The organism is Pseudomonadota bacterium (assembly GCA_016719885.1).
Taxonomy (GTDB): Bacteria; Pseudomonadota; Gammaproteobacteria.
The window spans coordinates 34,697-60,952 of record JADJYF010000017.1; the positions used below are offsets into that span (position 1 = coordinate 34,697).

At 66.9% G+C, this 26,256-nt stretch carries 24 protein-coding genes and 2 pseudogenes; 14 read left to right on the forward strand and 12 right to left on the reverse strand.

The window, feature by feature from the left end:
* Positions 1–187: 187 nt before the first annotated feature.
* The 4 genes from gatC to IPM80_17675 all read left to right on the forward strand — a co-directional run bounded on the left by gatC (position 188) and on the right by IPM80_17675 (position 4,542).
* Positions 188–475, forward strand: coding sequence for an Asp-tRNA(Asn)/Glu-tRNA(Gln) amidotransferase subunit GatC (gene gatC, locus IPM80_17660; GenBank protein ID MBK8960184.1), 288 nt, complete (start codon positions 188–190; stop codon positions 473–475).
* A gap of 3 nt (positions 476–478) precedes the next feature.
* A complete protein-coding gene (gatA, locus tag IPM80_17665) occupies positions 479–1,942 on the forward strand; it encodes an Asp-tRNA(Asn)/Glu-tRNA(Gln) amidotransferase subunit GatA (GenBank protein MBK8960185.1) in 1,464 nt (487 codons plus the stop codon).
* Between the two features lie 10 nt (positions 1,943–1,952).
* Positions 1,953–3,386: an Asp-tRNA(Asn)/Glu-tRNA(Gln) amidotransferase subunit GatB gene (gene gatB, locus IPM80_17670; GenBank protein ID MBK8960186.1), complete on the forward strand. Its 1,434-nt coding sequence runs from the start codon at positions 1,953–1,955 to the stop codon at positions 3,384–3,386.
* A 223-nt stretch (positions 3,387–3,609) separates the two neighbouring features.
* Entirely contained in the window at positions 3,610–4,542 is a 933-nt protein-coding gene (locus IPM80_17675; GenBank protein ID MBK8960187.1) for an enoyl-CoA hydratase/isomerase family protein, read from the forward strand.
* 42 nt (positions 4,543–4,584) lie between these two features.
* On the opposite strand, the gene IPM80_17680 is transcribed toward IPM80_17675, so the two are convergent.
* The 4 genes from IPM80_17680 to IPM80_17695 all read right to left on the reverse strand — a co-directional run bounded on the left by IPM80_17680 (position 4,585) and on the right by IPM80_17695 (position 8,296).
* Positions 4,585–5,199 (reverse strand): hypothetical protein, encoded by a 615-nt coding sequence (locus IPM80_17680; GenBank protein ID MBK8960188.1) that lies wholly within the window; start codon positions 5,197–5,199, stop codon positions 4,585–4,587.
* Between the two features lie 64 nt (positions 5,200–5,263).
* On the reverse strand, positions 5,264–5,743 hold the full coding sequence (locus IPM80_17685) for a MaoC family dehydratase (protein MBK8960189.1): 480 nt from the start codon (positions 5,741–5,743) through the stop codon (positions 5,264–5,266).
* Between the two features lie 60 nt (positions 5,744–5,803).
* Positions 5,804–7,114: a citrate (Si)-synthase gene (gene gltA / locus IPM80_17690; protein ID MBK8960190.1), complete on the reverse strand. Its 1,311-nt coding sequence runs from the start codon at positions 7,112–7,114 to the stop codon at positions 5,804–5,806.
* Between the two features lie 249 nt (positions 7,115–7,363).
* Positions 7,364–8,296, reverse strand: coding sequence for a glutathione S-transferase family protein (locus IPM80_17695; GenBank protein ID MBK8960191.1), 933 nt, complete (start codon positions 8,294–8,296; stop codon positions 7,364–7,366).
* Positions 8,297–8,485: 189 nt separating this feature from the next.
* Here IPM80_17695 and IPM80_17700 point away from each other — a divergent pair.
* Positions 8,486–9,049, forward strand: a pseudogene (locus IPM80_17700) (PAS domain-containing protein).
* A gap of 228 nt (positions 9,050–9,277) precedes the next feature.
* Positions 9,278–9,622: pseudogene (locus tag IPM80_17705) on the forward strand (methyl-accepting chemotaxis protein).
* A gap of 12 nt (positions 9,623–9,634) precedes the next feature.
* On the opposite strand, the gene pcaD reads toward IPM80_17705, so the two are convergent.
* The 4 genes from pcaD to IPM80_17725 all read right to left on the reverse strand — a co-directional run bounded on the left by pcaD (position 9,635) and on the right by IPM80_17725 (position 14,172).
* A complete protein-coding gene (gene pcaD, locus IPM80_17710) occupies positions 9,635–10,423 on the reverse strand; it encodes a 3-oxoadipate enol-lactonase (protein ID MBK8960192.1) in 789 nt (262 codons plus the stop codon).
* Positions 10,424–10,425: 2 nt separating this feature from the next.
* Entirely contained in the window at positions 10,426–11,523 is a 1,098-nt protein-coding gene (locus IPM80_17715; GenBank protein MBK8960193.1) for an LLM class flavin-dependent oxidoreductase, read from the reverse strand.
* 67 nt (positions 11,524–11,590) lie between these two features.
* The gene (locus IPM80_17720; GenBank protein MBK8960194.1) at positions 11,591–13,204 is read right to left on the reverse strand and encodes a thiamine pyrophosphate-binding protein; all 1,614 of its coding nucleotides are present in this window, start codon (positions 13,202–13,204) and stop codon (positions 11,591–11,593) included.
* Entirely contained in the window at positions 13,201–14,172 is a 972-nt protein-coding gene (locus IPM80_17725; GenBank protein ID MBK8960195.1) for a quinone oxidoreductase, read from the reverse strand. The genes IPM80_17720 and IPM80_17725 overlap by 4 nt, the downstream gene beginning before the upstream one ends.
* Positions 14,173–14,323: 151 nt before the next feature.
* Here IPM80_17725 and IPM80_17730 point away from each other — a divergent pair, with 151 nt between their 5' ends.
* A complete protein-coding gene (locus IPM80_17730) occupies positions 14,324–14,914 on the forward strand; it encodes a 2-hydroxychromene-2-carboxylate isomerase (GenBank protein ID MBK8960196.1) in 591 nt (196 codons plus the stop codon).
* A 22-nt stretch (positions 14,915–14,936) separates the two neighbouring features.
* Here the strand turns inward: IPM80_17730 and IPM80_17735 are convergent, their stop codons facing one another.
* From IPM80_17735 to IPM80_17745, 3 genes are all read right to left on the reverse strand, one after another.
* Positions 14,937–15,962 carry an LLM class flavin-dependent oxidoreductase gene (locus IPM80_17735; protein ID MBK8960197.1) on the reverse strand — a complete coding sequence of 342 codons (1,026 nt, stop codon included), beginning with the start codon at positions 15,960–15,962 and terminating at the stop codon, positions 14,937–14,939.
* Between the two features lie 116 nt (positions 15,963–16,078).
* Entirely contained in the window at positions 16,079–16,876 is a 798-nt protein-coding gene (locus tag IPM80_17740; protein ID MBK8960198.1) for a PEP-CTERM sorting domain-containing protein, read from the reverse strand.
* A 255-nt stretch (positions 16,877–17,131) separates the two neighbouring features.
* Positions 17,132–18,094, reverse strand: a complete 963-nt coding sequence (locus IPM80_17745; protein ID MBK8960199.1) for a VOC family protein — start codon at positions 18,092–18,094, stop codon at positions 17,132–17,134.
* A 226-nt stretch (positions 18,095–18,320) separates the two neighbouring features.
* Between IPM80_17745 and IPM80_17750 the strand changes: the two genes are divergently transcribed.
* From IPM80_17750 to IPM80_17775, 6 genes are all read left to right on the forward strand, one after another.
* Positions 18,321–18,950, forward strand: coding sequence for a glutathione S-transferase N-terminal domain-containing protein (locus IPM80_17750; protein MBK8960200.1), 630 nt, complete (start codon positions 18,321–18,323; stop codon positions 18,948–18,950).
* Between the two features lie 38 nt (positions 18,951–18,988).
* Positions 18,989–19,789, forward strand: a complete 801-nt coding sequence (locus IPM80_17755) for an SDR family NAD(P)-dependent oxidoreductase (protein MBK8960201.1) — start codon at positions 18,989–18,991, stop codon at positions 19,787–19,789.
* 188 nt (positions 19,790–19,977) lie between these two features.
* Positions 19,978–20,259, forward strand: coding sequence for a DUF1330 domain-containing protein (locus IPM80_17760; GenBank protein MBK8960202.1), 282 nt, complete (start codon positions 19,978–19,980; stop codon positions 20,257–20,259).
* Between the two features lie 20 nt (positions 20,260–20,279).
* On the forward strand, positions 20,280–21,224 hold the full coding sequence (locus IPM80_17765) for an alpha/beta hydrolase (GenBank protein ID MBK8960203.1): 945 nt from the start codon (positions 20,280–20,282) through the stop codon (positions 21,222–21,224).
* A 38-nt stretch (positions 21,225–21,262) separates the two neighbouring features.
* A complete protein-coding gene (locus IPM80_17770; protein ID MBK8960204.1) occupies positions 21,263–22,492 on the forward strand; it encodes an FAD-dependent monooxygenase in 1,230 nt (409 codons plus the stop codon).
* A 77-nt stretch (positions 22,493–22,569) separates the two neighbouring features.
* Positions 22,570–23,274, forward strand: a complete 705-nt coding sequence (locus IPM80_17775; GenBank protein MBK8960205.1) for a dienelactone hydrolase family protein — start codon at positions 22,570–22,572, stop codon at positions 23,272–23,274.
* A gap of 109 nt (positions 23,275–23,383) precedes the next feature.
* Here IPM80_17775 and IPM80_17780 read toward each other — a convergent pair whose 3' ends face one another.
* Positions 23,384–24,349 (reverse strand): DUF4870 domain-containing protein, encoded by a 966-nt coding sequence (locus IPM80_17780; GenBank protein ID MBK8960206.1) that lies wholly within the window; start codon positions 24,347–24,349, stop codon positions 23,384–23,386.
* Between the two features lie 184 nt (positions 24,350–24,533).
* On the opposite strand from IPM80_17780, the gene IPM80_17785 reads away from it, so the two are divergent.
* A complete protein-coding gene (locus tag IPM80_17785; GenBank protein MBK8960207.1) occupies positions 24,534–26,177 on the forward strand; it encodes a hypothetical protein in 1,644 nt (547 codons plus the stop codon).
* The last annotated feature ends 79 nt before the right edge of the window (positions 26,178–26,256 follow it).

Consider the following 26,256-nt stretch of genomic DNA (forward strand, 5'->3'; position numbering starts at 1 on the left):
TGGTGCAGGGTGGCGTGGGGCTACGCGGGTCGAGCGCAATGAGCCCGCCCTCGAGCGGCGCTGGGTAGGCCAGCCCCCTTCATCGCCGTATAAAATGGTCGGCTAATGTAACAGTGCGATTTACGAGTGGCAAGCGAGCCACATGATCAAACTTCTTTCTAATCAATCAAATAATTGAGACACCTTCATGGCGATCAGTAATGACGAAGTCAGCGCGATGGCGCGGCTGGCGCGCCTGGCCATAGCCCCCGACGACCTGCCCGGCTATGCCGAGCAGCTGTCCGGCATCCTGGCCTTCGTCGCGCGCATGGACGAGGTCGACACCCGCGCCGTCGAGCCGCTCGCCCACCCGCTGGACCTCGCGGCCCGTTTGCGGCCCGATGTGGTGACGGAGTCCGACCAGCGCGATTTGTTCCAGAGCATCGCCCCCGAGGTCGAACGCGGCCTGTACCTGGTACCCAAGGTGATCGAGTAGACCATGAGCGACAAGCTTCCCCGTAGCGTCGCGCGCCTGGCCCAGGGCCTGGCCGCCGGCGAATATTCCAGCGTCGAGCTGACCCGTCATTACCTCGACCGCATCGCGAGCCTCGACGGCCGCCTGAACAGCTTCATCACGGTGTGCGCCGAGCAGGCCCTGGCCGAGGCCGCCGCCGCCGATGCGCGCCGCGCGGCCGGCACGGCCGGGCCCTTGACTGGCATCCCCTATGCCAACAAGGACATCTTCTGTACACGCGGCGTCCGCACCAGCTGCGCCTCGCGCATGCTCGACAACTTCATCGCGCCCTACGACGCGACGGCGGTGGCGAAACTGCGCGCCGCGGGGCTCGTGATGCTGGGCAAAACCAACATGGACGAGTTCGCGATGGGCTCTTCCAATGAGAGCAGCTATTACGGGCCGGTCGCCAACCCCTGGGACCTCGGCCGCGTACCGGGCGGCTCCTCGGGCGGCTCGGCGGCCGCGGTCGCCGCCGGCCTCGCGCCGCTCGCCACCGGCACCGACACCGGCGGCTCAATCCGCCAGCCGGCGGCGTTCTGCGGTATCAGCGGCATCAAGCCCACCTACGGGCGGGTGTCGCGCTACGGCATGATTGCCTTCGCGTCCAGCCTCGACCAGGGCGGCCCCATGGGTCACAGCGCCGAGGACCTGGCCTTGATGCTGAACGCCATGGCCGGCTTCGACCGCCGCGATTCGACTTCCGTCGAGCGCGCCGACGAGGACTTCACGCGCCTGCTCGACGCGCCGGTCGCCGGCCTGCGCATCGGCTTGCCGCGCGAGTATTTCGACGACCAACTCGACGCCGGCATCCGCGCCTGCGTGGAAACGGCGGTCAAGGCGCTCGAGGCGCGCGGCGCCACGCTGCACGAGATCTCGCTGCCGCACATGTCGCTGGCGATCCCGGCCTATTACGTCATCGCCCCCGCCGAGTGCTCGTCCAACCTGTCGCGCTACGACGGCGCGCGCTTCGGCTATCGCTGCGCCGATCCGAAGGATCTCACCGATCTCTACTGCCGCTCGCGCGGCGAAGCCTTCGGCGCCGAGGTCAAGCGCCGCATCCTGGTCGGCACCTACGCCTTGTCGTCGGGCTATTACGACGCCTATTACCGCAAGGCCCAGCAGGTTCGCCGCCTGCTGCGCGATGATTTCCTCGACGCGTTCAACACGGTGGACGTGATCATCGGACCGACCACGCCGACCGTCGCCTACGCGGCCGGCGCGCACAGCAAGGATCCGGTCACGATGTATCTCGGCGACATCTACACGACCGCCGCCAATCTCGCCGGCCTGCCCAGCCTGTCGATTCCGGCCGGCTTCGTCGACGGCATGCCGGTAGGCATGCAGATGACCGCCACCCATTTCGACGAGGCGCGCCTGCTCGGACTGGCGCACCAATACCAACGCGACAGTGATTGGCACCTGCGCGCGCCCGCCGCTTTTACCTGAGGATTAGCCCATGCAATGGGAAACCGTCATCGGCCTGGAAATCCACGCCCAGCTCGCGACCCGCAGCAAGATCTTCTCTGGCGCCTCCACCGCCTACGGCGCCGAACCCAACACCCAGGCCTGCGCCATCGACCTCGGCCTGCCGGGCGTGCTGCCGGTCATCAATGAACAGGCCATCGCCATGGCGGTGCGCTTCGGTCTCGCCATCGACGCGCACATCACGCCGCGCTCGGTGTTCGCGCGCAAGAATTACTTCTATCCCGATCTGCCCAAGGGCTACCAGATCAGTCAATACGAAGCCCCGATAGTCGCGCAAGGTCGCATCACCATCGATGTCGACGGCCAGTCCAAAACCATCAACATCACGCGCGCGCATCTCGAGGAAGACGCCGGCAAATCGCTGCACGAGGATTTCCATGGCGCGAGCGGCATCGACCTGAACCGTGCCGGCACGCCGCTGCTGGAAATCGTGTCCGAGCCGGAGATGCGCAGCGCCGCCGAAGCGGCCGCCTACATGCGTGAGATCCATCGCCTGGTGCGTTATCTCGGCATCTGCGACGGCAACATGCAGGAAGGCAGTTTCCGTTGCGACGCCAACGTCTCGGTGCGACCCAAGGGCCAGGAAGCGTTCGGCACGCGCGCCGAGATCAAGAACCTGAACTCGTTCCGCTTCATCGAACGCGCGATCGAATTCGAAGTCGAGCGCCAGGTGGAGATCATCGAGAACGGCGGCAAGGTGGTGCAGGAAACGCGCCTCTACGATCCGGACAAGGACGAGACACGGCCACTGCGCAGCAAGGAAGATGCGCATGACTACCGGTACTTCCCCGATCCCGACCTGCTGCCGGTGACGGTCAGCGCCGAGGACATCGCCGCGATTCGCGCCAGCATGCCGGAACTGCCGCGCGCCAAGCTTGCGCGCTTCGTGGAAACGCTGGGCCTGTCGCCCGAAGAGGCGTCGACGCTCGCCAACGATCCCGACACCGCGAACTACTTCGAGCTCGCCATCGCCGCGCAGCCCGCGCAGGCCCGACAGGTGGCGAACTGGGTGAGCGGTGAATTATTCGGGGCGCTGAATCGCGACAACCTCGGCATCGCCGCGAGCCCGATCAAGCCCGCGCAACTGGGCCAGCTGGTTGAACGCATCGTGGACGGCACGCTGTCCGGCAAGCTCGCCAAGCAGGTGTTCGCGACGATGTGGGCGTCCGGTCGCGATGCCGATGACATCATTGCCGCCGAAGGCCTGCGCCAGGTGTCGGACACTCACCTGATCGAGGTAGCAGTGCGCGACATCCTCGAGCAGAATCCGGATCAGGTTGAACAGTTTCGTGCCGGCAAGGAAAAGGTGCTCGGCTTCCTGGTCGGCCAGGTCATGAAAAAGACCGGCGGCAAGGCCAATCCGGCGCTGGTCAATCAACTCATCAAGGCCGCTCTCGCCAACTGACGGCGGGCCAATCTCCGGCGCCGGTCGCAATGACCGGCGCCCGTCCGCGCGCTTCGTGACCCGCATCACCGGCCTGCCCGGTGGATTGCTATGTAGTTTGTATTTCAACGCTTAATATCGAACGCAACAGGTTCCCTGTCGTGTCATTTCGGCATTCGTTCGAACGCACTCACCCAACAATGATCATTCCAGAAGATCCAGATCCCACCTGAGGAGGGCTCTCATGCTGTCAGCATTAAACTCGAATTTGGACGCCGGCCAGGATGCCGCCAACCGCGTCGACACCAGTGTCTTGACCAACCTCGAGCTGCGCTTCGATCACAAGGTCGGCGTGCTTTGGAAATACATCGCGCAACATTCCACCCCGCACTTCTCCCATGCGCAACTCGACGACATCCGCACCGTGCAGAATGCGGTGCGCGATGGTCTCCTGCTGGCGCTGCCGAACTACGACGCCGCGAAATTGAAGTACCTGGTGTTCGGCTCGAAGGTGCCAGGCATCTTCAGTCTCGGCGGCGATCTGCGCCTGTTTCGAGATCTCATCGCGCGTCGCGATCGCCATGGCCTCGAACTGTATTCACGCAAGGCGACCGACGCGATTTTCCATCACGCCGCCAACACCGCCGATGTCATGACCTTCTCGCTGGTGCAAGGCACGGCGATGGGCGGCGGCTTCGAAGCAACGTTGGCCGGCAACGTGGTGGTGGCGGAGCGCGGTGCGCGGCTCGGCTTTCCGGAAGTGCTGTTTGGCCTGTTCCCCGGCATGGGCGCCTATACCCTGCTGCGGCGCCGGGTCGACTGCGCGACCGCCGAGAAGATCATCCTTGGCGCCAAGAACTATAGCGCCGAGGAGTTGCACACGATGGGCATCGTCGATGTGCTGTGCGAGCAAGGTGAGGGCGAGCACGCGGTGTATTCCTACATCTCGCGCCAGGCCCATCGTCCCGGCGTGCTGGCCTTCCGTCGCGCGCTCAACCGTGCGCGCGCCGTCGATCGCAAGGAGCTCTACGCGATCGCGGACGAATGGGTGGATACGGCCATGAACCTGCCGCACGAGAATCTGAAGCGCATCGATCGCCTGGTCGCGGGCCAGCGCAAGCTCGATCTCGTCAGCGCCGCGCCCAAGGTCACCATCAAGGTGTTGAACAAGGACTGAGCATGAAACGCGGCGTTGAGGGTGCGGCAGGAGGCCGCACCGTCAGCGCCACTCGATGACGATGCCACGCGCCGGCGTGGCATAGCGGCAGCGCAGCGGCGGCGTCAACCAGCGCCAGTCGCCATCGGCGAGGGTTTCGACCTGCGCCTTGTCACCGAGCGCGACGCGCAGCGGCTGCAAGGCCACCAGCAGGCCGTGAAAGCCGTATTCGACCTCGGTGTCGGCGTCGTCGAGTTCCAGCTGGTAGACGCGAAAGCGCTCCCCTTCCCAATCGAAGCGATGGCCTTGCGCGGCGAGCGGCGTCGCCACGACTTCAGGCGGCCGCGCCCGCGCCTCGGCGGCGACGAAGCGCACCACTTCATCGCCGACGTTGCGGATCTGATGCACCAGCGGCTCGGCGCGATGGGCGCGCGACACCGCCGCGCCACACACGCTGTGACGCGTGATCGGCGACTGACCGGGCAAGGTCTCGGCCACCGCCACGTTACCGATGGCGCAGTAGACGGTGTCCTGGCAATGGCGATGCCACAGCGTCAAGGCGCCGAGCGGAATGTTGACGGTGTAGACCAGCGCGTAGTCGTTGCTCCATTGCACGCGGTGCAAGGGCTCGTCGTAGACCTCGACGTAGTTGTCAGCGCTGCTGCCAGTGGTGGTCATGGTCGTGTCCTCCGGGATGCATGGCACTGCAGGTGCGAATTCATTCGCACCTACGCAGGATTCCTCAGGCCGCGGAGCGCGTCAGCAACAGGTTGACGGCCTTGAGCGTCATCACCACCACGCCATGCTGGTTCAGCACTTCGACGCTGGATGTCACCACGCCGCGATCGCCGCGCGAGCGCGAGCGTCGCGCGTCATCGACCGTGACGCGCACGCGCAGCACGTCGCCGGGTCGCACCGGCGCCAGCCAGCGCAGCTCATCGACGCCGGGCGAAGCCAGGCTCGCGACCGAGGACAGGTAGTGATCGACCAGCATGCGCATGGTCAGCGACGCGGTATGCCAGCCGCTGGCAATCAGCCCGCCGAACATCGAGTGCGCGGCGGCTTCACGGTCGACATGGAAGGACTGCGGGTCGTAGGCCTGGGCGAACGACACCAATTCCTGCTCGCTGACGACAGTCGCGCCGAACTCGAAGACCGCACCCGGGGTGTAGTCCTCGAAATAGCGCTGGTCAGCGGGAACGGCGAACTGCGTGATGGTCATGGCGGAAATGTAGCCGGGCCGATGACGACCGCGGGCGCGCGGCCGTCATCGCGGCGCCGCTCAGCGCTTGCTGGCCGGCACGTAGTCGCGGTGGGTGTAGCCGGTGTAGAGCTGGCGCGGGCGGCCGATGCGCTGCGCCGGGTCATCGATCATTTCCATCCACTGCGCCACCCAGCCGACCGTGCGCGCCAACGCGAACAACGCGGTGAACATGGTGGTCGGGAAGCCCATCGCCTTCAAGGTGATGCCGGAATAGAAATCGATGTTCGGGTAGAGCTTCTTCTCGATGAAGTATTCATCCGACAACGCAATCTTCTCGAGCTCCATGGCGACGTCGAGCAGCGGGTCGTCCTTGATGCCGAGTTCGCCCAGCACCTCGTGGCAGGTCTGCTGCATGACGCGCGCGCGCGGGTCGTAGTTCTTGTACACGCGATGACCGAAGCCCATCAGGCGGAAGGGGGCGTCCTTGGACTTGGCCTTCTTGATGTATTCCGGAATGCGGTCGACGGTGCCGATCTCGCGCAGCATGTTGAGCGCCGCTTCGTTGGCGCCGCCGTGCGCCGGCCCCCACAGGCAGGCGATGCCGGCCGCGATGCAGGCGAACGGATTGGCGCCCGAGGAGCTCGCCAGGCGCACGGTCGAGGTCGAGGCGTTCTGCTCATGGTCGGCATGCAGGATGAAGATGCGGTCCATGGCGCGCGCCAGCGTCGGGCTGACCTTGTACTCACCGGCCGGCACCGCGAAACACATGTGCAGGAAGTTGGCGGTGTAGTCGAGATCGTTGCGCGGATAGACGAAGGGCTGACCGACCGAATACTTGTAGGCCATGGCCGCGATGGTCGGCATCTTGGCGATCAGGCGACGGCTGGCGACCATGCGCTGGTAGGGATCGTTGATGTCGGTCGAGTCGTGATAGAAGGCCGACAGCGCGCCGACCACGCCGCACATCACCGCCATCGGGTGCGCGTCGCGGCGGAAGCCGGAGAACAGGTCGCGCAGCTGTTCGTGGATCATGGTGTGGTGAGTGATGGCATGTTCGAACTCGGCGAACTTGGCCTGGGTCGGCAGTTCGCCGTTCAACAAGAGGTAGGCCACCTCGAGGAAATTGCTCTGCTCGGCGAGCTGATCTATCGGGTAGCCGCGATACAGCAATACGCCTTCGTCGCCGTCGATATAGGTGATCTTCGATTCGCAGCTGGCGGTGGACGTGAAGCCCGGGTCATAGGTGAACTGTCCGGTCTGGGCGTAGAGCTTGGAGATGTCGATCACGCTCGGGCCCACGGTGCCCTCCATGATCGGGAAGGCATGCGTGCCGCCCAACGTGTCGAGCTTGGCGGTCGCGCCGGGCTGTTTGTTCTTGTCCGTGCTCATGAAATACGCCTCTTGGTTCGTTGATCTGGGTAGCCGGCCGACACCCGCGCTCCCCACGTTCGGAATGCGGACACTCTTCCGGCGTCCTGCACCCGTCGTCGCTGGCCGTTACAACCAGCGAATTTACAATAAACGGCCACTCCAGCGATAGACGGCCAGTGCGCTTGCCACGTGTCGCGGCCCCCTTCAATAGCGGCATGCGCGCGCCGGGATTGACTCGGAACGCTTTCCACGGCAGGCCGCGCACCATCACGCATGCACGGCGCGGAGGCGGTAGCCGAGACGCGGGAAATGCGTGACGATTTCGCCCATGCCGTCAACATGGTTGCGCAAGCTGATGCGCTCATCGTCGAGCGCGACCAGGCGACCCTGCGCCTGCGCCTGCTGATCGAAGGCCGCCACGCGCACCATCTCACCGAGCGCAATTCCCGTCGCCATGCACGCGCCGCTGGCCATGCACGGCAACGGTGCGCAGGCGGCGGCCGCCGACCAGGCATCGGCGGCGCGCATGGCGCGCCGATGTCCGTGACCGATAGCGGCGACGCGCGCCATCCAGGCTCGCGTCAGGGGCAGAGCGTCCAACAATTCGCTGCGGCCACCGACCGTTTCCAGGAACCACGGCGCGGCATAGATGGCGAAATCGGCGACGCAGGGCCGTGCGCCCAGCACGAAGGCCTGACCATCGGCGAGCAGATCTTCCAGCCAGCGCAACTGCGCTTCGAATTGCGGTCGATAATGGCGCGCGGCGGCCATCACCTGCGCGACATCGGGCCGCGGCTTGCCGTGCAAGGCGGCGCGGTCGGCGTGGAAAGCGGCCGGGAAGCGCGCCGCGTGTTCGCCGGTCACCGCCACCGCCAGCGGCCGGAACAACTGCTGCTCGGCCCAGCTCGTCAGCACTTCCGACAAAGCGCGGGCGCGCACGTCCTCGCGCGCCGGAAACAGGCTCGGTTCGGGCACGCGACGTTCCAGCTCCTCGGCAATGAGGCGCGTGTCGCAATAGACGTCGGCGCCGAGCTGCAGCGCCGGCGTGCGTCGATAGCCCGCGGTCAGCGGCGTGTACTCGGGCTTGGGTCCGTAGGATGGGATCTCGACCGAATGCCAGGCGAGCCGTTTCCAGCCCAGCATCAGCCGCACCTTCTCCGAAAAACTCGACTCGTCGTAGTGATGCAGGATGATGTCCATGGCGGCTCGCGGTGGTGACATGAGCCGCCAGTGTAGGCGCCCGCCACCGATGCGGAGAGTTTCGCATTCAAGCTTTACACGCGGCCGCCGAAAACGTTTGCACAAGCACTGGACCGGACGCCTGCAACGCGTTCGGGCGCCCCATTGGTCAGCCGTCCGCACGCCCGCGGCTACTCGAAAGGACCCGGCATGTTCAATCGCAAACCGAAAGCTTCCGTCGCCCCCGCAATTCAACAATGGCTGTCGGCGCTCGCTGCCGGCGAGCCTCTCCACGCCGCGCCGCTGGCGCCCTTGTGCGACGAGCCGCAGCTCGCCGAGCGCCTGGTCGCCGAGCTCAACCACCTGCAGCAGGCCGGCCACGAGAACGCTCACAACGCCTCGCGTGTGCGACTGTGGGGCGCCCATGCCGGCGTCGGCCTGTGGGATATCGAACTCAGCGCCGACGGCGTGGTGGGCGTCAACACGCCGGCCTACTGGTCGCCGGGCTTCCTCGCCCTGCTCGGCTATCACGATGCGCGCGAATTCCCGCCCGAACTCGGCAGCTGGACAGGCCGTCTGCATCCCGACGATGTCGATCGCACCTTCGCCAACTTCAACGCCCATATCCGCGATCGCAGCGGCATGACGCCGTTCGACATGGAATACCGTGCCCGCACCCGCAGCGGCGGCTATCGCTGGTTTCGCGGACGCGCCGGCACCGAGCGCGACGCGGCCGGCAACCCGATCCGCTGCTGCGGTTCAATAGTCGACATCGACGACGAGAAACAGAACGCGGTGGCCAAGCAGGACCAGGATGCGGCGTTCAACGCGCGCATCCATGAAGTCGGGGAAACGGTCGCGGCGATGGCGAACTCGATGCGCGGCTTCATCGGCAACCTGCACGCGAGCACCAGTGAATCGAGCGCCACCGCCGAAATCGGCATCGGTCACATCAACGATCTGCGCGGCCTGATCGAGGAAGTGGCGGCCAAGAACGACATGATCAATTCGCTGGTCACGCAGATCCAGGGCATCGCCGAACAGACCAACCTGCTGGCCTTGAATGCCGCGATCGAATCGGCGCGCGCGGGCGAAGCGGGACGTGGTTTCGCGGTGGTCGCCGACGAGGTGCGCAAGCTGGCGGGCAGCTCGCAGGCATCAGCCCAGGAGATCACCTCCATCGCCACCAGCGCTTCGCAGGCCACGCGCAGAACCGTCGAAATAGCGGCGCTGGTGATCGCCTCGGTCGACAACCTCAACAACAACATCGGCGCTTCGCAGCGGCTGCTGCAGCAGGCTCACGAAGTGCTGGACGCGCAGGATCGTGCCATCGCCTCAATCGGCTGAGGCGCGCGGCGCTCAGGCCTGGGCGCGCAGAAAATCCTCGAGCGCGGCGTTGAACGCCGCCGCGCACTCGAGATTGGCGAGATGCGCGCCGGGCAATTCCAGGTAGCGCGAACCCGCCACCCGTGCATGCATGTCCTGCATGGCCGCCACCGGCACCGCCGGATCGAGCGCGCCGGCCACGAACAGCGCCGGCACGCGCAGCGCCGCCAGGCGATCGCGGTAGGCCAGGCCCTTCAACGCTTCGCAACAGCCCATGTAGCCCGCCACCGGCGTGTCGAGAATCATGGCGCGTACCGGCGCGACCTCGGCCGCGCGCGTGGCCAGCATGTCGGCGGTGAACCAGCGCGCAATGGTAGCGTCCACCAGCGCCGCCATGCCCTGTTCACGGGCCATGGCAATGCGTTCGTCCCACATCGCGCCGCCGTCGGCCGGCGCCTGCGCCGTACAGCACGCGGCGCAGATGCTCGCCACCCGCTCCGCATGCTCGAGCGCGAGCCCCATGGCGGTCATGCCGCCCAGCGACAAGCCCACGAAGTGCACGCGCGGGATGGCGAGCGCATCGAGCACGGCAATCACGTCGCCACACAGGTCGGCAAAGTCATAGGGGCCGGGCGGCACCTCGCTGGCGCCATGGCCGCGCGTGTCGTAGCGGATCACGCGGTAGGCGCCGCGCAGCGCCGCCGCCTGCGGCGCCCACATGTCGAGATTCGAGGCCAGTGAATTGGAGAACATCACGACCGGCGCGTCGCGCGGCCCCTCGTCCAACACATTCAAACGCGTACCTGCGGTATTGATCAGCATGTTCACTCCATCGTCTCGCCGAGCGCGCGGTTCACCATCGGCATCACTTCGCGCGCCATGAGTTCCATGGAACGCCGCGACAGGGCGACGTCCTCCCAATCGTGGCCGGCATATACCAGGGTGCCAAACTCACCCACTTCGTCGCGCAGCGCGAGGATGCGTTCCGCCACCTGCGCCGGCGTGCCGCAGATCACCAGCGACTCCATGACGAAGTCGTGGGTGACGTCGGCGTCGGCCATGTCGGCGCGGTTCTTGAAAAGATCCGGGCGGCCATTGCCGATGAGCTTGCGCATGAGGCTGCGATAGTAGTTGCCATAGGGGCCGGCGGGGTTCATGGCGTAGGCACGCGCGGTCTTTTCATCGTCGGCGACGAAAATGCTCTTGGCCACCCGCCAGTCGCCGAAGTTGAACGGGCGTGCGGCGCCTGCCCAACCCTCGACGAGCTTGGCGCGATGACTCGCGACCCATACCGGCTGCAGGAAATTGGCCGAGATGATCGACCAGCCGCGCGCCGCCGCCTGCGCCACCGAATCGGCGAATGGCGACATCGACGCGACCATGATGGGCGGATGCGGACGCTGCAGCGGCGGCACGATGGCGCCCTGCCCGATCTCGAGATCCATGGTGCGGCGCGTGGAGATCTGCCAGAACTCGCCGTTCAGATCGTAGGGCGGCGTACCGCTCCAAATGGCCAGCACCTGTTCGATGGCCTCGGCGAACATCGCGCGCCGGTCCTTGTCGAGGTTGCCGAACACCTCGGCATCGGAACGCAGTCCGCCGGGGCTGATGCCGAAGATGAATCGCCCGGCCAGCATGTGATCGAGCATCGCGACCTGCGCGGCGACCGCCGCCGGATGCGCATTGGGCAGGTTGACCGTACCGCTGCCGAGCTTGATACGCCGCGTCTGGTAGGCGAGCGAGGCAAGGAAAATCAGGCACGAGGTGATGGTCTCGGCGCGGTCGGTGACGTGCTCGCCGCAGAACGCCTCGGCAAATCCCAGTTCATCGGCCAGCAGGAAAGCTGCGCGGTCTTCGTGCAAGGTCGCGCTGTAATCGCGTCCCGGCGGATGCAACGGCATGGTGAAATAACTGAGCTTCATGACACTCCCAGGACGCCATCCGGCGTCTGTCCTAGGTCGACAACGCAGACGTCAGTCCGAGCCCGGCTCAGACGTCTTCCATGACGAGTTCTATCACCGCCGCGCTGTCGGCGGCCAGGGCCGCCGGCAGCACCGCGTCGAAGGCCGCGTTGTCGGCGACACGCGCGCCGTACAGGCCGAAGGATTGCGCAAACGCCGCGAAGTCCGGATTGACCAGGTCGTTGGCAATGCGCCGGCCGGGGTAACGGCGGTCCTGGTGCATCTCGATGGTGCCGAACTTGCTGTTGTTGAACACCAGGATCAGCGGCTTGGCACCGTACTTGGCGGCGGTCGCGAGTTCCATGCCGGTCATGAGCATGCCGCCGTCGCCGACACAGCCCACCACGCGGCGCGCGGGTTCGGCCAGCGCCGCCGCGATCGCGGCCGGCACGCCCCAGCCCATCGCGCCGTTGATCGGCGCCAGCAGGCGTCCCGGTCGCGAATAGGCACGATAACGCTGCGGCCACAGCGTGAAGTTGCCGGCATCGACCGTGACGATGGCGTCGCTGGCCAGACGACGGTTCAAGGTCGCCATCACTTCGCCCGGATCGAGTCCGCCTTCGACCGTCGGCGGCTGACGCGCCGCCAGGCAGGCGTCGCGCAGGCGCTGACACCACTCGCCGCGCGCGTCACTGGCGGCAAGCGTGGTGGTGGCGAGCGCGCCGACGGTCTCGCCGATGTCGGCGCAGATGCCGAGCGTCGGCGGGTAGTTGCGGCCGATGTCCGCGGCGTTCGGGTAGATGTGTATCAACTCGCGCGCGCGCTGATCGCGGAACAGCGTGTAGCCGCGCGTGGTCGGCTCGTCGAGGCGCGCGCCGATCACCAGCACGCAGTCGGCTTCGGCGGCGAGCGCATACAGCTCGGCGTGGGCGCTCAGGCCCAGCGCGCCGGCATAGCACGCGTGCTCGTTGTCGAAGGCATCGTTGCGCCGCCACGCCACGCACACCGGCACGCGGTTGCGACGCGCGAACTGCTCGAGGTCGCGGCTCATGGCGTCACTGGTGACGCCGCCGCCGAAGATCACCAGCGGCCGCTCGGCCTCGTCGAGGCTGCGCTTGACCTGTTCGAGCTGGGCGGCGTCGAGGCCGCGGCGTTGGACCGGACGCGCCGGTTCGGGCGCGGCAAAGCTCGGCTCGCCGAGCACGTCTTCGGGTAGCGCCAACACCACCGGCCCCGGACGCCCGCTGCGTGCGATGTGGAAGGCGCGCGCCACCGCGCCCGGCAGCGCCTCGCCTATCGTCACCTGTTCGACATGCTTGGCGAAGGGCGCGAAGAAGGTCTCGTAATCGACTTCCTGGAAGGATTCACGGCCGAGATTGTCACGCGCCACCTGGCCGACGCACAGCAGCATGGGGATCGACGCCTGGCGTGCGACGTGCAGCGCAATCGAGGCATTGGCGGCGCCCGGCCCGCGCGTCACGAAGCACACGCCGGGCAGGCCGCTGAGCTGCGCGCTGGCGGCGGCCATGAAGGCCGCGCCGCTTTCGTGGCGACAGGTGATGAGCGGCAGGTGCTCGGGCACGTCGTACAGCGCATCGAGCACCGCCAGGAACGATTCCCCCGGCACGCAGAACAGGCGCGGCACGCCGTGTTCGATCAGCGCCTCGACCAGCAACTGGCCGCCGCTCAAACGTTCGCTCATGGCACCAGGATCGGAATGGTGTGCTTGGCGCGATCCTCGAGATGACGGTGCGCCGCGGGCGCTTCGTCGAAAGAGAAACGCTCGACCGGGTGCGGCCACACGATGCCGCGTTCCAGCGCGTCGAAGAAACGGCTGGTGGAGAGCTCGAGCTCGGCGCGCGTGCCGACGTAGTGGCCGAGATTGGGCCGCGTGAGATACAGCGAGCCGTGGCGCGACAAGGCCAGCACGTCGAGCGGATCGGGTTTGCCGGAAGCATTGCCGTAGGCAACCATCAGGCCGCGCGGGCGGATGCATTCAATCGACTTCATGAAGGTGTCGCGGCCGATGGAATCGTAGGCCACGTCCACGCCGCGCCCGCCGGTCAGCTCGCGCACCTGGGCGACGAAATCATCGGCGCCGTGCAGCAGCACGTGATCGGCGCCCGCTTCACGCGCCATCTCGAACTTGTTTTCCGCGCCGACCGTGGCGATGACGGTGGCGCCGAGATCCTTGGCCCACTGGCACACCATGAGGCCGGTGCCGCCGGTCGCGGCGTGCACGATCACGGTCTCGCCGGCTTTCAGCTCATGCAGGCGGAACAAGAGGTATTCGGCGGTCATGCCGCGCGTGAGACTTGCCGCCACCACGTCGTCGGCGATGGCGTCGGGCAGGTGCACTATCGACTGCGCTTTCATGACCCGCGCCTCGACATAGGACGGGCCGGCCGAGCCGTAGCCGATGCGGTCACCGACCTTGAAGCCTTGCACCTCCGGGCCGACCGCTTCGATGACGCCGGTCGCCTGGTCGCCGATGATGGCGGGCAGCTTGATGGGGTACAGGCCGCGCCGGAAATAGGTGTCGATGAAGTTGACGCCGATGCCGGTGTGCCTCACCAGCACTTCGCCGACGCCGGGTGTACGCAGCTCGACCTCCTCGACCACGAGGTTGTCGGGGCCGCCCAGTTCTCGAAGCACGATGGCACGTGTCACTCAACTCTCCCCTGCGTGGCGCGTTCGTTGGCAGTATACCCAAGCAGTCCAGGCTGCGAAGCGGCGGATTTGCGGCGCCCCGTCACCCTTCGGGCGCATCGCGCGCACTGCTAGAATCGCGCCCAGTCACCTACCGGCAAGGACCTCGCCCATGAGCCGTACCGCCGTCCGCATCTTCTTCAACTTCCGCAGCCCCTATTGCTACCTCGCGTCGCACACGCTGTTTGCACGGCTCGCGGCCTTCGACGTCGACATTCAATGGCGCTCGCTGGGAGGTTGGGACGGACGCTCGGCGCCGGAGCGGGCCAAGGTCAAGGTGCCACTCACGCGCCAGGACGTCGCGCGCTGGTGTCGACGCATGGGGGTGCCTTTCAATCCACCGCCGGTTTCGACCGACCCGACGCCGGCCGCACTGGTGGCGTTCGCCGCGGAAGAGGCCGGCCTCCTGCCGCGTTACGTGGAACGCGTGATGTGGCGCGAATGGGCCGAGGGCCAGGACATCGGCATGACGCCGGTGCTGGAAGGCGTGGCGGAAGACATCGGTCTCGGCGCCGACGCGGTACGCCGCGCGCTCGATGATTTCACCCATCTCGCGCGCCTGCAGGAAAACTGGCAGGAAGCGACGAGCCTCGGCGTAATTGGCGTGCCGACGTTCGTGGTGGGCGATCAGATCTTCTGGGGCAACGATCGCCTCGAGTTCCTGGAGGAACATCTCACCGAACTCGGCCTCGGCAAGCGCTGATCCGAACCGTGGCCGGCGCCGCTCAGGCGCGCAGCGCCGGCATCACCCGCTCGACGAACAAATCCAGCGACGCCATCTCGTCGCGGTGCGCGAGGTCGCCATAGGCCATCTGCGCGATCACGTAGTTGACGCCGGTCGCTTCGATCTGCGCGGCCAATTCGTCCGCCACCCGCGCGGGCGATCCGCACACCAGCATGCCCACCGCGCGCGCGGTCTCGAAGTTGTCCAACGAGCCAATCAGCGGCGCTTCGATGCCATGCTCGCGCCACAGCTTGATGAGCTTGCCGAACCAGTTGAGATAGGACGGGCGCGCGAGGCGCTCGGCCTCGGCGTCGCTGGGCGCCACCAGCACCATGCGATACATGCCGTTCAAGGGCGCCTGCACGCCGAAGCGCCCACGCAAGGGATCGTCCTTCAGGTTCGCGAACGCCTCGCGATAGGTGCTGACGGCGGTGCGAATCATCTCGACGTTGCCGAGCGCCGCGGTATGCATGCCGGCGCGCGCGGCTTCGGTCAGGCCTTCGACCGACATCGAGGCCGACCACATCGGCAACGGCTGCTGCAGCGGCGCCAACGGCAGCGGCACGTCATCGTAGTGAAAGAAGCGGCCGTGGAAAGTCAGGCGTTCGGCGCCGAGGCCGGCGCGCAACACCGCCAGCGCTTCGGCGGTGCGAGCCGCGGCGATATCGTCGCCGACGCCGTAGAAATTGAGTTCGATGGGCGAGATGGCGCGCCCCACGCCGACTTCCAGGCGCCCTTCGCTCAGTTGATCGAGCAATGCGATTTCGCCGAGCAGACGCAGCGGATCGTAGAGCGGCAGCAGGTAGACCAGCGGGCCCAAGCGCAGACGCGTGGTGGCCTGCGCGACCGCGGCGAGAAATACGCTGGGCGACGAAGCCATGCCCAGCGGCGTGCCGTGATGCTCGGCGAGATGATAGGCGCGAAAGCCACCGGCCTCGGCCTGGCGGATGAATTCGATGCGGTCCTTCAGCGTGCGCGCCGGCGCCTCGGGCTTGTGGTCGAGATGATCGAAAAGTCCAAACTGCATGCTCCCCCCTGGTCGCGCCATGCCGGCGCCGCGCTCACTCGTGGCGCTGCCGGTCGCGGCCGGGCAGCGCGTCTAGCGTACAACAGCGGGCAGCATGTGCGACGCGAGGCAAAGCCTCAAGCGGAACGGCGACGACGCAGGACTGCGAGGCCAGGCAGCAACAGGGCCAGCGTGCCGGGCTCGGGCACGTACTGCTCGCCCTCGATGGTGTCGTTGGCGCAGCTCATGGCCCAGTGCAAGGCCATGCTGTCGCCCTGGGCGAGCGCGGTGTTGGCGACATCGAAGTCGAAGCGCAGGTGGCGATTGCCGGCGGTGCTGTCCACCGACCACGTGCCCTGACCCAGCGCGTGCACGGTACGCGACGCGCGGTCGACGCCCACTTCCTGGCCGTCGCGAAAGATGGCGCCCGACAGGAAATCATTGCTGAGCAGCGCGTTGGCATCGTTGCTCGCGCCGGTCAGCGCGTACAGGGTGCCGCTGCCGCCGACGTCGGTCCAGCGGTCACGGTCGATGGAAAAGCCGTAGGTCCAGTGCGTGCCGGTGACGTTGTTGTCATTGAGATGGTGCGGGTCGTTGCCGAACGGCGTCCATTCGCTGGCGAGGAACAGGTCGCCATAGCCGATGCCCATCGCCACGCCATCCAGTCGGCTCGCCGCGCGCTGGGTGTATTGCGGATAGAGGAACTCGTCGGCATGACCGGCGAATGTCGTGTAGATCTTGACCGTGAGCTTGCTGCCGTTGCGCGAAATGCTCGCACCCTGCACGTCGAACACCGGTCCGCCGACGATGTCGCCATAGCCATGGTCATTACCGCCGTAGTAGGTGTCGTTGATGGGATAGGCCATGGCACTGGCGGTAAAGACCAGTGTGCTTGCGATGGCGGCGATGCGCAGACCCTGTGCCAGGCTGGGCATGATGTTCTCCTTGACGTTCGTGTGCCGTGGGCTGGTCGCGAAACGCCAGCCTCGTTGTGTGCGATGAACGTTGCAGGATGCGGGCCAAACGCCGTGACGGCGCGCGAAACCGCCGATTGCGGACTTGCGTCGCAAAAGCCCTCGGGAAAAATGTGAAGTGGCGCAGGGCGATGTCGCCGGCTGACGACGATGAGGCCGTGCAGGCGAGCTCGAGAGCGCCTGGGCGCGGGCATGCGCGCCCAGGCGCGTGAGTGATCAGTCTTTCAGGTAACCGAGCTGCGCGAGCATTTCCTCGCGGCTCATCTTGAGCTGTGGCGCCAGCATCACTTCCAGGCCGAGCTTGTCGCGCGGTTCGTCGCAGGTGAAGCCGTCGTCGTGGGTGACGGTCGCTTCGAACATCGCGCCGGACGGCGTGCGCACGTAGATGGAATCGAAATAGCCACGATTCTTCACGTCCGAGACATCGGTGTAGCCCATGCCTTCGAGATGCAGCTTGAGCTGGTCCTGCTCAGCGTGGCTGCCGACCTGGAACGCCATGTGATGCACCGTGCCCTCGCCGACGATCCAGGTGCCGGCCTTGCGCTCGGGCTGCACTTCGAAGTCGATGATGGTGCCGCTGCCGCCGTTGCCGAGCTGGTAGCGCAGAAGGTTGCGATCGGCGGCGACCCGCGTGCCGCCCCAGCCGAGCTGCATGAATTCTTCCATCGGCTCGGCGTCGCGCGTCGACACGCAAATCGAATGCGTGCCGCGGATCATGAGTTCCGCCGGCACCGGCCCCTTGCTGTGCGGCTTGCGCGCATCGTCCGCCACCGCGACCAGCGAGTAGTCGACGCCGCAGGGGTGCTGGAAGTCGAGATAGCGCTCACCGAAACGCTCGTTGTCGGTGACCTCGAAGCCGTGCGCGCCCAGGCGCTCGCGCCAGAAGTCGAGCGCCGCCGGCGGAATCGACAGGCTCACGTAGCTGATCTGGCCGCTGCCCTTGCGTCCCTTCACACCGGTGTGGGCGACCGGGAAGGTGGTGACCAGCGAGCTCTCCTCGCCGGCGTCGTTGCCGTAATAAAGGTGGTAGATGGGCGCCTCGCCGTCGTAGAAGGCGGTCTTCTTGACGCTCTTCAGGCCCAGCACCTTGGTGTGGAAATCGTAATCCTGCTGCGCACCGCCGGTGGCGATGGTGATGTGATGATGACGGGTGATGAAGCTGCCGGGCGTTGCTGACATGGGCGCTCTCCGTTCGTTTGAATGAGGATTCGTGACGGCTGCGCTTGCCGCGACCTGGCGCGCAATGGCACTCGAACGGCCGACTGCAAGGCCGCGCCAAGCTAGCACGCGCTTCTGGCCAGCGGCAAGGCAAGCCGCCCTGACGCCGGGCGCGGCGCCGCACCGCGCTGGGCGCGGCCCAAGGCCTCCCCTATGATGGAAAGCGGGACGGCGAGGAGCGCAGCGCATGATCAATCTCTACACCTGGTCGACACCGAACGGCCGCAAGGTCTCCATCCTGCTCGAGGAGCTGGGTTGGCCGTACACCGTGCACACGGTGGATATCACCAAGGGCGAGCAGTTCGCGCCGGACTTCCTCGCCATCAGCCCCAACAACAAGATCCCGGCCATCGTCGACGAGGAGAGCGGCTTCACGCTCATGGAGTCGGGCGCGATCCTCATCTACCTCGCCGAACGCGCCGATCGCCTGCTGCCGCGCGCGCCCCACGCACGCATGGCCACGCTCGAATGGCTGATGTGGCAGATGGGCGGTTTCGGCCCCATGCTCGGCCAGGCCCATCACTTCGTGCATTTCAACCCGGACAAATCCGACTACGCGCGCGAGCGCTACGCCAGCGAGGCGCAGCGCCTGTACGGCGTGCTCGATCGCCGGCTGGCGGCGCACGCCTACGTGGCCGGCGCGGACTACAGCATCGCCGACATCGCCATCTGGCCGTGGGTGGCGCGCTACGAGTGGCAGGCGGTGTCGCTGCACGACTTCCCGCACGTGCTGCGCTGGTACCGCGAGCTCGCGGCGCGGCCGGCGGTGATACGGGGCTACAGCGTGCCGACCGCCGCCACCATCCCCATGCCCTGAATAGGCATGCAGCGCCGTTCGTCCTGTCGCCAGCCGCGATGACCGCCAAGACCCTGCTCGTGACCGGCGCCACGGATGGCATCGGCTTCGAAACCGCGCGTGCGCTGCTCGGCGCTGGTCACACCGTGCTGGTGCATGGTCGTCACCGCCAGCGCGCCGAGGACGGCGTCGCGCGGCTCGCCGCGGCGGGCGGCGCGGCGCTGCCGGTATGGGGTGATTTCGCGCATCTCGCCGAAGTGCGGGAGCTGGCGACGCAGGTGCGCGCGCTGACGCCCAAACTCGACGTGCTGATCAACAACGCCGGGCTCTACGCCAAGACGCGCAGCATGACGGTCGACGGTTTCGAACTGACCATGGGCGTCAATCATTTCGCGCCGTTCCTGCTCACCCATCACCTGTTGCCGCTGCTCGGCGCGACGCCGGGCGCACGCATCGTCAACGTCAGTTCCATGACCCATGACGGCGCGGCGTTGGCGATGGACGATCTCGACCTCACGCGTGGCTGGAGTGCCTATGGCGCCTATGCGACGTCCAAGCTCGCCAACGTGTTGTTCACGCGCGCGCTGGCGGTGCGTCACGCCAGTGTCACGGCCAACGCCCTGCACCCCGGCGTCATCGGCACCAAGCTTTTGAAGTCGGCGTTTGCGATGCGCGGCGCGGCGCCGGCCGACGGTGCGCGCACCTCGGTGTTTCTTGCCACGTCTCCCACGCTGGCCACGGTCACCGGCGCCTATTTCGACGACTGCCGCCAACGCGACGCCGATCGTCGCGCGCGCGACAGCCGCTTGGTCGACGCATTGTGGAATGCATCGCAGGAACGCCTCGCGGCCTGGCTGTAGGTGCGAATTCATTCGCACACTGAAAGGCGCGCCGTGGCGTGTGCGAATGAATTCGCACCTACGGATATGGCGCGAACGGCGTTGAGCCCCCTGCCCGCCAAGACTTGCGACGACTTGGCGAAGTGCAGACAATCGAACGCGCCCCGGGGCTCGCGCCCTGCCCTATGCACCCAATCGAGGAATGATTCATGACCGCTTATGTCGTCGTTCACGCCACCGTGAAGAATGCCGAGAAACTCGCCGAATACGGCGCCGCCGCCGCGCCGACGGTGGCGAGCTTCGGCGGCGAATTCGTGTGCCGCGGTGCGAGCGAAGTGCTGTCGGGCGCCAACCCGCACGGCGTGATGGTGATCCTGAAATTCCCGGACCGCGCCACCGCCACCGCCTGGTACAACTCGCCCGCATACCAGGCCGCGATCCCGGCACGCACCGAAGGCATGGACAGCGTGTTCATCCTCGGCGGCGAATAGTCAGCGACGGTCGCGCCGCCATGCCTCTCGATCCCCAATGCCAGGCCCTGGTCGATGCCGCGGCGCGCAGCGGCTCGCCCTTCGACAGCAGCGATCCGCGCGCCGCACGGCGCGGCTACGATGCCGGCACGCTGGTCTATCGTCACGACACGCCGCCCTTGAACAGCGTCGCGAACGTGGTGTTCGCCGGCCCCACCGACAACATCAGGGTGCGCATCTATCGCCCACGGGGTGTCGCTGCACCGGCGCCGGCGCTGGTGTATTTCCACGGCGGCGGCTGGGTGGTCGGCAATCTCGAATCCCACGATCACCTGTGTCGCTACCTCGCGGCCCAGGCGCGCGTGGTGGTGGTGGCGGTCGATTACCGGCTCGCGCCCGAGCACAAGTTCCCGGCTGCCTTCGATGATTGCGTGGCTGCGGTGCGCTGGGTGGCGGCCAGCGCCGACGAACTCGGGGTCGACGCCAAACGCCTGGCGGTGGGCGGCGATTCCGCCGGCGGCAGCCTGGCGGCGGCCTGCGCGCTGGCGATCCGCGACGAGGCGTGGCCGATGCTGCGCCTGCAGCTGTTGCTCTACCCGTCGACCGATTTCACCGCCGACACCGCCTCGATGCGCGAAAACGCCAGCGGCTACCTGCTGACGCGCGACGCCATGGAGCAGTTCATCGACTGGTACCTGCCGACGCGCATCGCGCGCACCGATCCGCGCGCCTCACCGCAGCTCGCGCCCGATCATTCCGGCCTGCCGCCGGCGTGTATCCTCAGCGCCGAATTCGATCCGCTGCGCGATGAAGCGCACGTCTATGCCGACACCCTGGAACACGCCGGGGTGGCGGTGGAGCGCAAGTGTTACGCCGGCATGGTGCATGGATTCATGCGCATGGGCGGCCGCGTGGATCGCGCCTTGACCGCGCTCGACGACGCCGCCGCGGCGCTGCGCCGCGCGCTGTTGGTCGACGGCGGCTGAATCGCCATCGCGCCAGCAAGGTCCGCGAGGCTCGAGACATGACGGCATCAGGTTCGGGCAAGGGCCGGGTCATCATCATCGGCGGATCGATGGCCGGCCTGTTCGCGGCCGTGACCCTGCGCAGCCTGGGCTGGCAGGCCGACATCTACGAACGCGCCGGCGAAGCGCTGGCCAACCGCGGCGCAGGCATCGCCACCCATGACGAGCTCTACGCCGCGGTGCGCGATGCGGGCATCGATCTGCGCGAAGAAATGGGGGTGCGCTCCAAGGGCCGCATCATGTTCGACCGCGACGGCGCGCTGCTCGGCAGCCACGACCTGCCGCAGATCATGACCTCGTGGGGACTCATCTATCGATTCCTGCGCGCACAGGTCGACGATGCCCACTACCACAACGGTCATACGCTGTGCGGCATCGAGCAGCGCGGTGAACGCGTGGTGGCGGTGTTCGACAACGGCGTGCGCGTCGAAGCCGATTGGCTGCTGGGCGCGGACGGCACGCGTTCCAGCGTGCGCGGCATCGTCGCGCCCGAGGCGCCGGCGCAATACTGCGGTTATTTCGGCTGGCGCGGACTCATCGACGAAGCGCTGGTAGCGCCGGCAGTGCTGGCGCAGTTCGATCAGCGCATGGCCTTCGCCATGGCGCCGGGCGGGCATTGGCTGGGCTACCTGGTGGCCGGCCCCGACGATGCCCTGGAACCCGGCCGGCGCTGGTACAACTGGGGTTGGTATCGCACCGCCAGCGCCGCGACGCTGCGCGACCACCTGACCGACGCCGGCGGTCGCCACCATGAAAATGGCATCCCGCACGATCTCATCCGCGCCGAATTGATCAGCGCCATGCGCGCTGAAGCGCACGCCTGGCTGCCGCCACAGGTGCAAACGGTGATCGATGCCACCGCGCGGCCGTTCCTGCAGGGCATGTACGACTTCTGCGCGCCGCGTTTCCTGTACGACCGCGTTGCACTGCTCGGCGACGCGGCCGCCACCGCGCGCCCCCATTGCGGCATGGGCGTGTCGAAAGCGGCGGTCGATGCCGCGACCTTCGCCCGCGCGCTCGACCAGGGCGGCGACGCGCTCGCGGCGTGGCAGGATGCGCGTCTCGCCTATGCGCGCGCGACCGTGGCCTGGAGTCGCGATCTCGGCAGCTACATCGGCCCGCAGCCCGACGACGCCGCGCATCGCGCCAAGGCCTTGCACCATCAGCGGCCGGCGGTGCTGCTGGGCGCCACCGCCGCCAGCGACTATCGGCGTTACGTCTACCGGTAACCAGTTCGGCGGCAGGCACGGGGCTATACTGACGGCCACAGTCTCCACCCTTTTTCCCACCCTCGGAGAAGCGATTCATGGCAAATGTTGAACTGACCGCAGCCGACGGCTTCAAGCTCGGCGCCTATGTCGCCAAGCCCAAGGGCGATGCCCAGGGAGGCGTGGTGGTCATCCAGGAAATCTTCGGCGTCAATCACCACGTCCGCGCCGTGGTCGACGGCTATGCGGCGGCCGGCTATGTCGCCATCGCCCCGCAGATCTTCGACCGCGTCGAACGCAACGTCGAACTCGGTTACACCGAACAACCCGATTTCGATAAGGGCCTGCGCATCGCCTTTCAGGATCTCAAGATTGCCGACACCCTGCTCGACCTGCAGGCCGCCATCGACCATGTAGCCAAGTTCGGCCGTGTCGGCGTGGTGGGCTATTGCTTCGGCGGATTGTTGACCTGGCTGTCGGCCTGCGCACTGGACAAGGTCGCGGTGGCGTCCTGCTACTACGGCGGCGGCACCGCCAAGGAAGCCCAACGCCGGCCGCGCTGCCCGGTGATGATGCATTTCGGCGAAAAGGACAAGCACATCCCCATGAGCGATGTCGAGACCATTCGCCGCGCGCAGCCCGATGTGCAGATCTTCGTCTACGACGCCGACCACGGCTTCAACTGCGATGAACGCGCCAGCTACGACGAAACCAGCGCCTCGATCGCGCTCGATCGCACGCTGAACTTCTTCGAGAAGCACATGAACTTCGATCCCGATTCGACGGTGGTGATGCCGCGCTGAGCGGCAACGGGCGCGAAACTTGGTCAGGCTTAGGCCGATTCATCGCACTCGCGCCGCACGGCGCAAAATGCAGCAACCTGACCCACAACGACGAGCCTGCAAGTCCGCCTCACGGCGCGCGCAGGAACCTGAACGTCAAGGGATAACGAAAGCGGTGCCCGGCGCGCGCCTGGGTGGCCGCCTCGATGCTCATCACCACCTGCATCAACAGCACCAGCGGCAGCATCAGCAAGCCGATGAGGGCCATGCTCAAGGTGAACGCGATCAGCAGGTAGACCAGTATCGAGAGCTGGAAGTTGAGCGCTTCGCGGCCGTGCTCCTCGACGAACGGCGACGCGCTGCGCACGCGCAGCCAGTGCACCGCCATCACCACCAGGTGCGCAAGCGGCAGCGGGTAGGCCAGCAGGCCGAGCAGGTGAGCGCGGCGCGCGAGACGGCGATCGTCGGGTGCGACCACCGACTGCGGCGCCGGCGGCGCCGGGTTGCCGAGCAGCGTAAGCACGCCGGCCACCGCCGCTATCCAGCCCGCCAGCAGCATGAACACGCCGAACGTCACCCCCACCGCGTAGTCACCGATGTCGTCGTTGATGGTCACTTCGGCCTTGTCCAGCGCGGCGCCGTCATCGCGCTGCGCGGCGAGCGTCACATCGAGCACGATGCGGCCATCGGCGGGCGCCGCGAATTTCGCAAAGTCGTAATGCAGACTCAGATGGCCGTCACCGGCCTTGGCGATGCGCGCATGTTGATGCCGCGCGGCGCCTCTCGCGGTGTTGCGTGTTTCTTCCAGCAGCACGCGGCCGGCGCTGTCGCGCACGCGGATCGTGGCCGGCACCGCGGCCGCGCTGGACGTCGAGGCCTGCTCGCTCGCCTTCAGCGCGATCAGCAAGGCCACGCGCGCATGGCGCCGCGGTTCGACTTCGACCGTCACCGCTTGCAGGGGCGCCGCGGGCGACACGGGCAGCACGCGCGGCGCCTGCCCCTGCCAGGTGTGCCAGGCGGCCTTGCCGAGCGGCGCGCAGCTGCCGATGACACACAGGATGCCGGCAACGGCGGCGATGAGGGCTTTACGGTTCATACGGGCGAGGGCGGCATTCATGGCGCGGCATTGTAGGGGATAAGTCGCGCACGGCACGCGGTCGACGCGCGTTGTGCATTCGCGCATCATTTGCCGCCAGACGGCGCGGCGTGCAGCGCGCCACGTTTCCATCCCGTGCGCACCCGGGCGACCGTGCCACGCTGTTTCGCGCTTGCCTCACACCATGACCAACACCTCATCATCGACCCACGACGCACGCGGCTGGTGGGAGCGCAATGTGCTCGCGCTCGGCCGCGAGATGCGCTTGTCCTACCTGCCGCCGCTGATGGTGTACGTGGCGGCCGGCATCTCCGGCCTGACCGGCATCGTCGGCACGTTCTTCGTCAAGAGCTACCTTGGCCTGTCGGCGGAATTTCTCGCCGCGCTCGGCTTCTGGGCCGGCCTGCCGTGGGCGCTCAAGATGCCGCTCGGCCACCTGGTCGATCTCATGTGGAAATGGAAAGGCCTGCTGGTGGTGCTGGGCGCGGCGCTGATCGCGACCAGTCTCGGCATCATGATTGGCCTGCTGTCCGCGCCCGACGCCATGCGCGCGGTGATGCCGGCCGAGGCCTGGTACGTGTTGACGGCGCTGCTGGCGCCCATCGGCTATGTCATTCAGGACGTGGTGGCCGATGCCATGACGGTCGAGGCCGTGCCACGCGTCGATGCCGATGGCCGTAGTCTGCCCAACGAGCAGCGCACGCTCATGCACACCACCATGCAGACCCTCGGCCGTGTCGCCATCATCGGTGGCGGCGTGCTGGTGTCATTGGTCAACGTGGTGCTGCTGGCGGGCGTCGAAAGCCTGCCGCCCGACGGCAAACTCGCCGCCTACCTGCGCATCTACGAATACGCCATGCTGATCCCCTTGGTGTCGGTGCTGGGCGTGGCGCTCGCCGGCCGCATTCGCCGGCGCGATGAAAAGCGATTGGCGGCGCGCGGCTTCAGCGCCGCGCAGATCGACAACCTCATGAGCGTGCACGGCGAACGCCCCGAGGTGAACTGGTCGATACTGCTCGGCGGTCTCGGCTTCGCCTGCGTGTCGCTGACGGTCGGCCTGCTGGGCGTACCGGGTGCGCAGGAGATCGTGTTCGGCGCTTCGCTCAGCATCGTGCTGTTCCTGATGTGGCGCCTGTTGGGCGCGCTCGACGCCGATGCGCGCGCCACCCTGGTCGGCACCGCGGTGGTGATCTTCGTGTTCCGCGCCATGCCCGGCCCGGGCCCGGGTTCGACCTGGTGGATGATCGACCAGCTGCACTTCGATGAATCCTTCCTGGCGCGGCTGTCGGCCATCGCCAGCGTGCTGACCCTGGCCGGCCTGTTCCTGTTCCGGCGTTTCATGGCCGAGCGCCCGATCACACGCATCGTCGCCTTCCTCACCGTCGCCGGCACCGTGTTGTCGCTGCCGGTGCTCGGCATGTACCACGGCCTGCACGAATGGACCGCCGCGCATACCGGCGGCGTGGTCGACGCGCGTTTCATCGCGCTGGTCGACACCGCGCTGGAATCGCCGCTCGGCCAGATCTCGATGGTGCCGATGCTGGCCTGGATCGCGCGCTCCGCGCCGGACAATCTCAAGGCCACCTATTTCGCGGTGATGGCGTCGTTCACCAATCTCGCGCTGTCCGCCTCGCAGCTCGGCACCAAGTATCTCAACCAGGTGTTCGAAGTCACCCGCGAAGTGACCGACCCCAAGACCCACGTGGTGAGCGTGCCGGCCGACTACAGCCAGCTCGGCGATTTGTTGCTGACCTGCACCTTGATTGGTCTCGTGGTGCCGCTGGCGGCGATCGTGCTGGTGCGGCTGCTGGCACTGAAGAGCGCATGAGCATGCCGACCGGGGTTGGGCACAGGAAGACCAGACTGGCGTCGGACGCGCGGAGAGTGCCTGGATTCGTGGGTCAGAC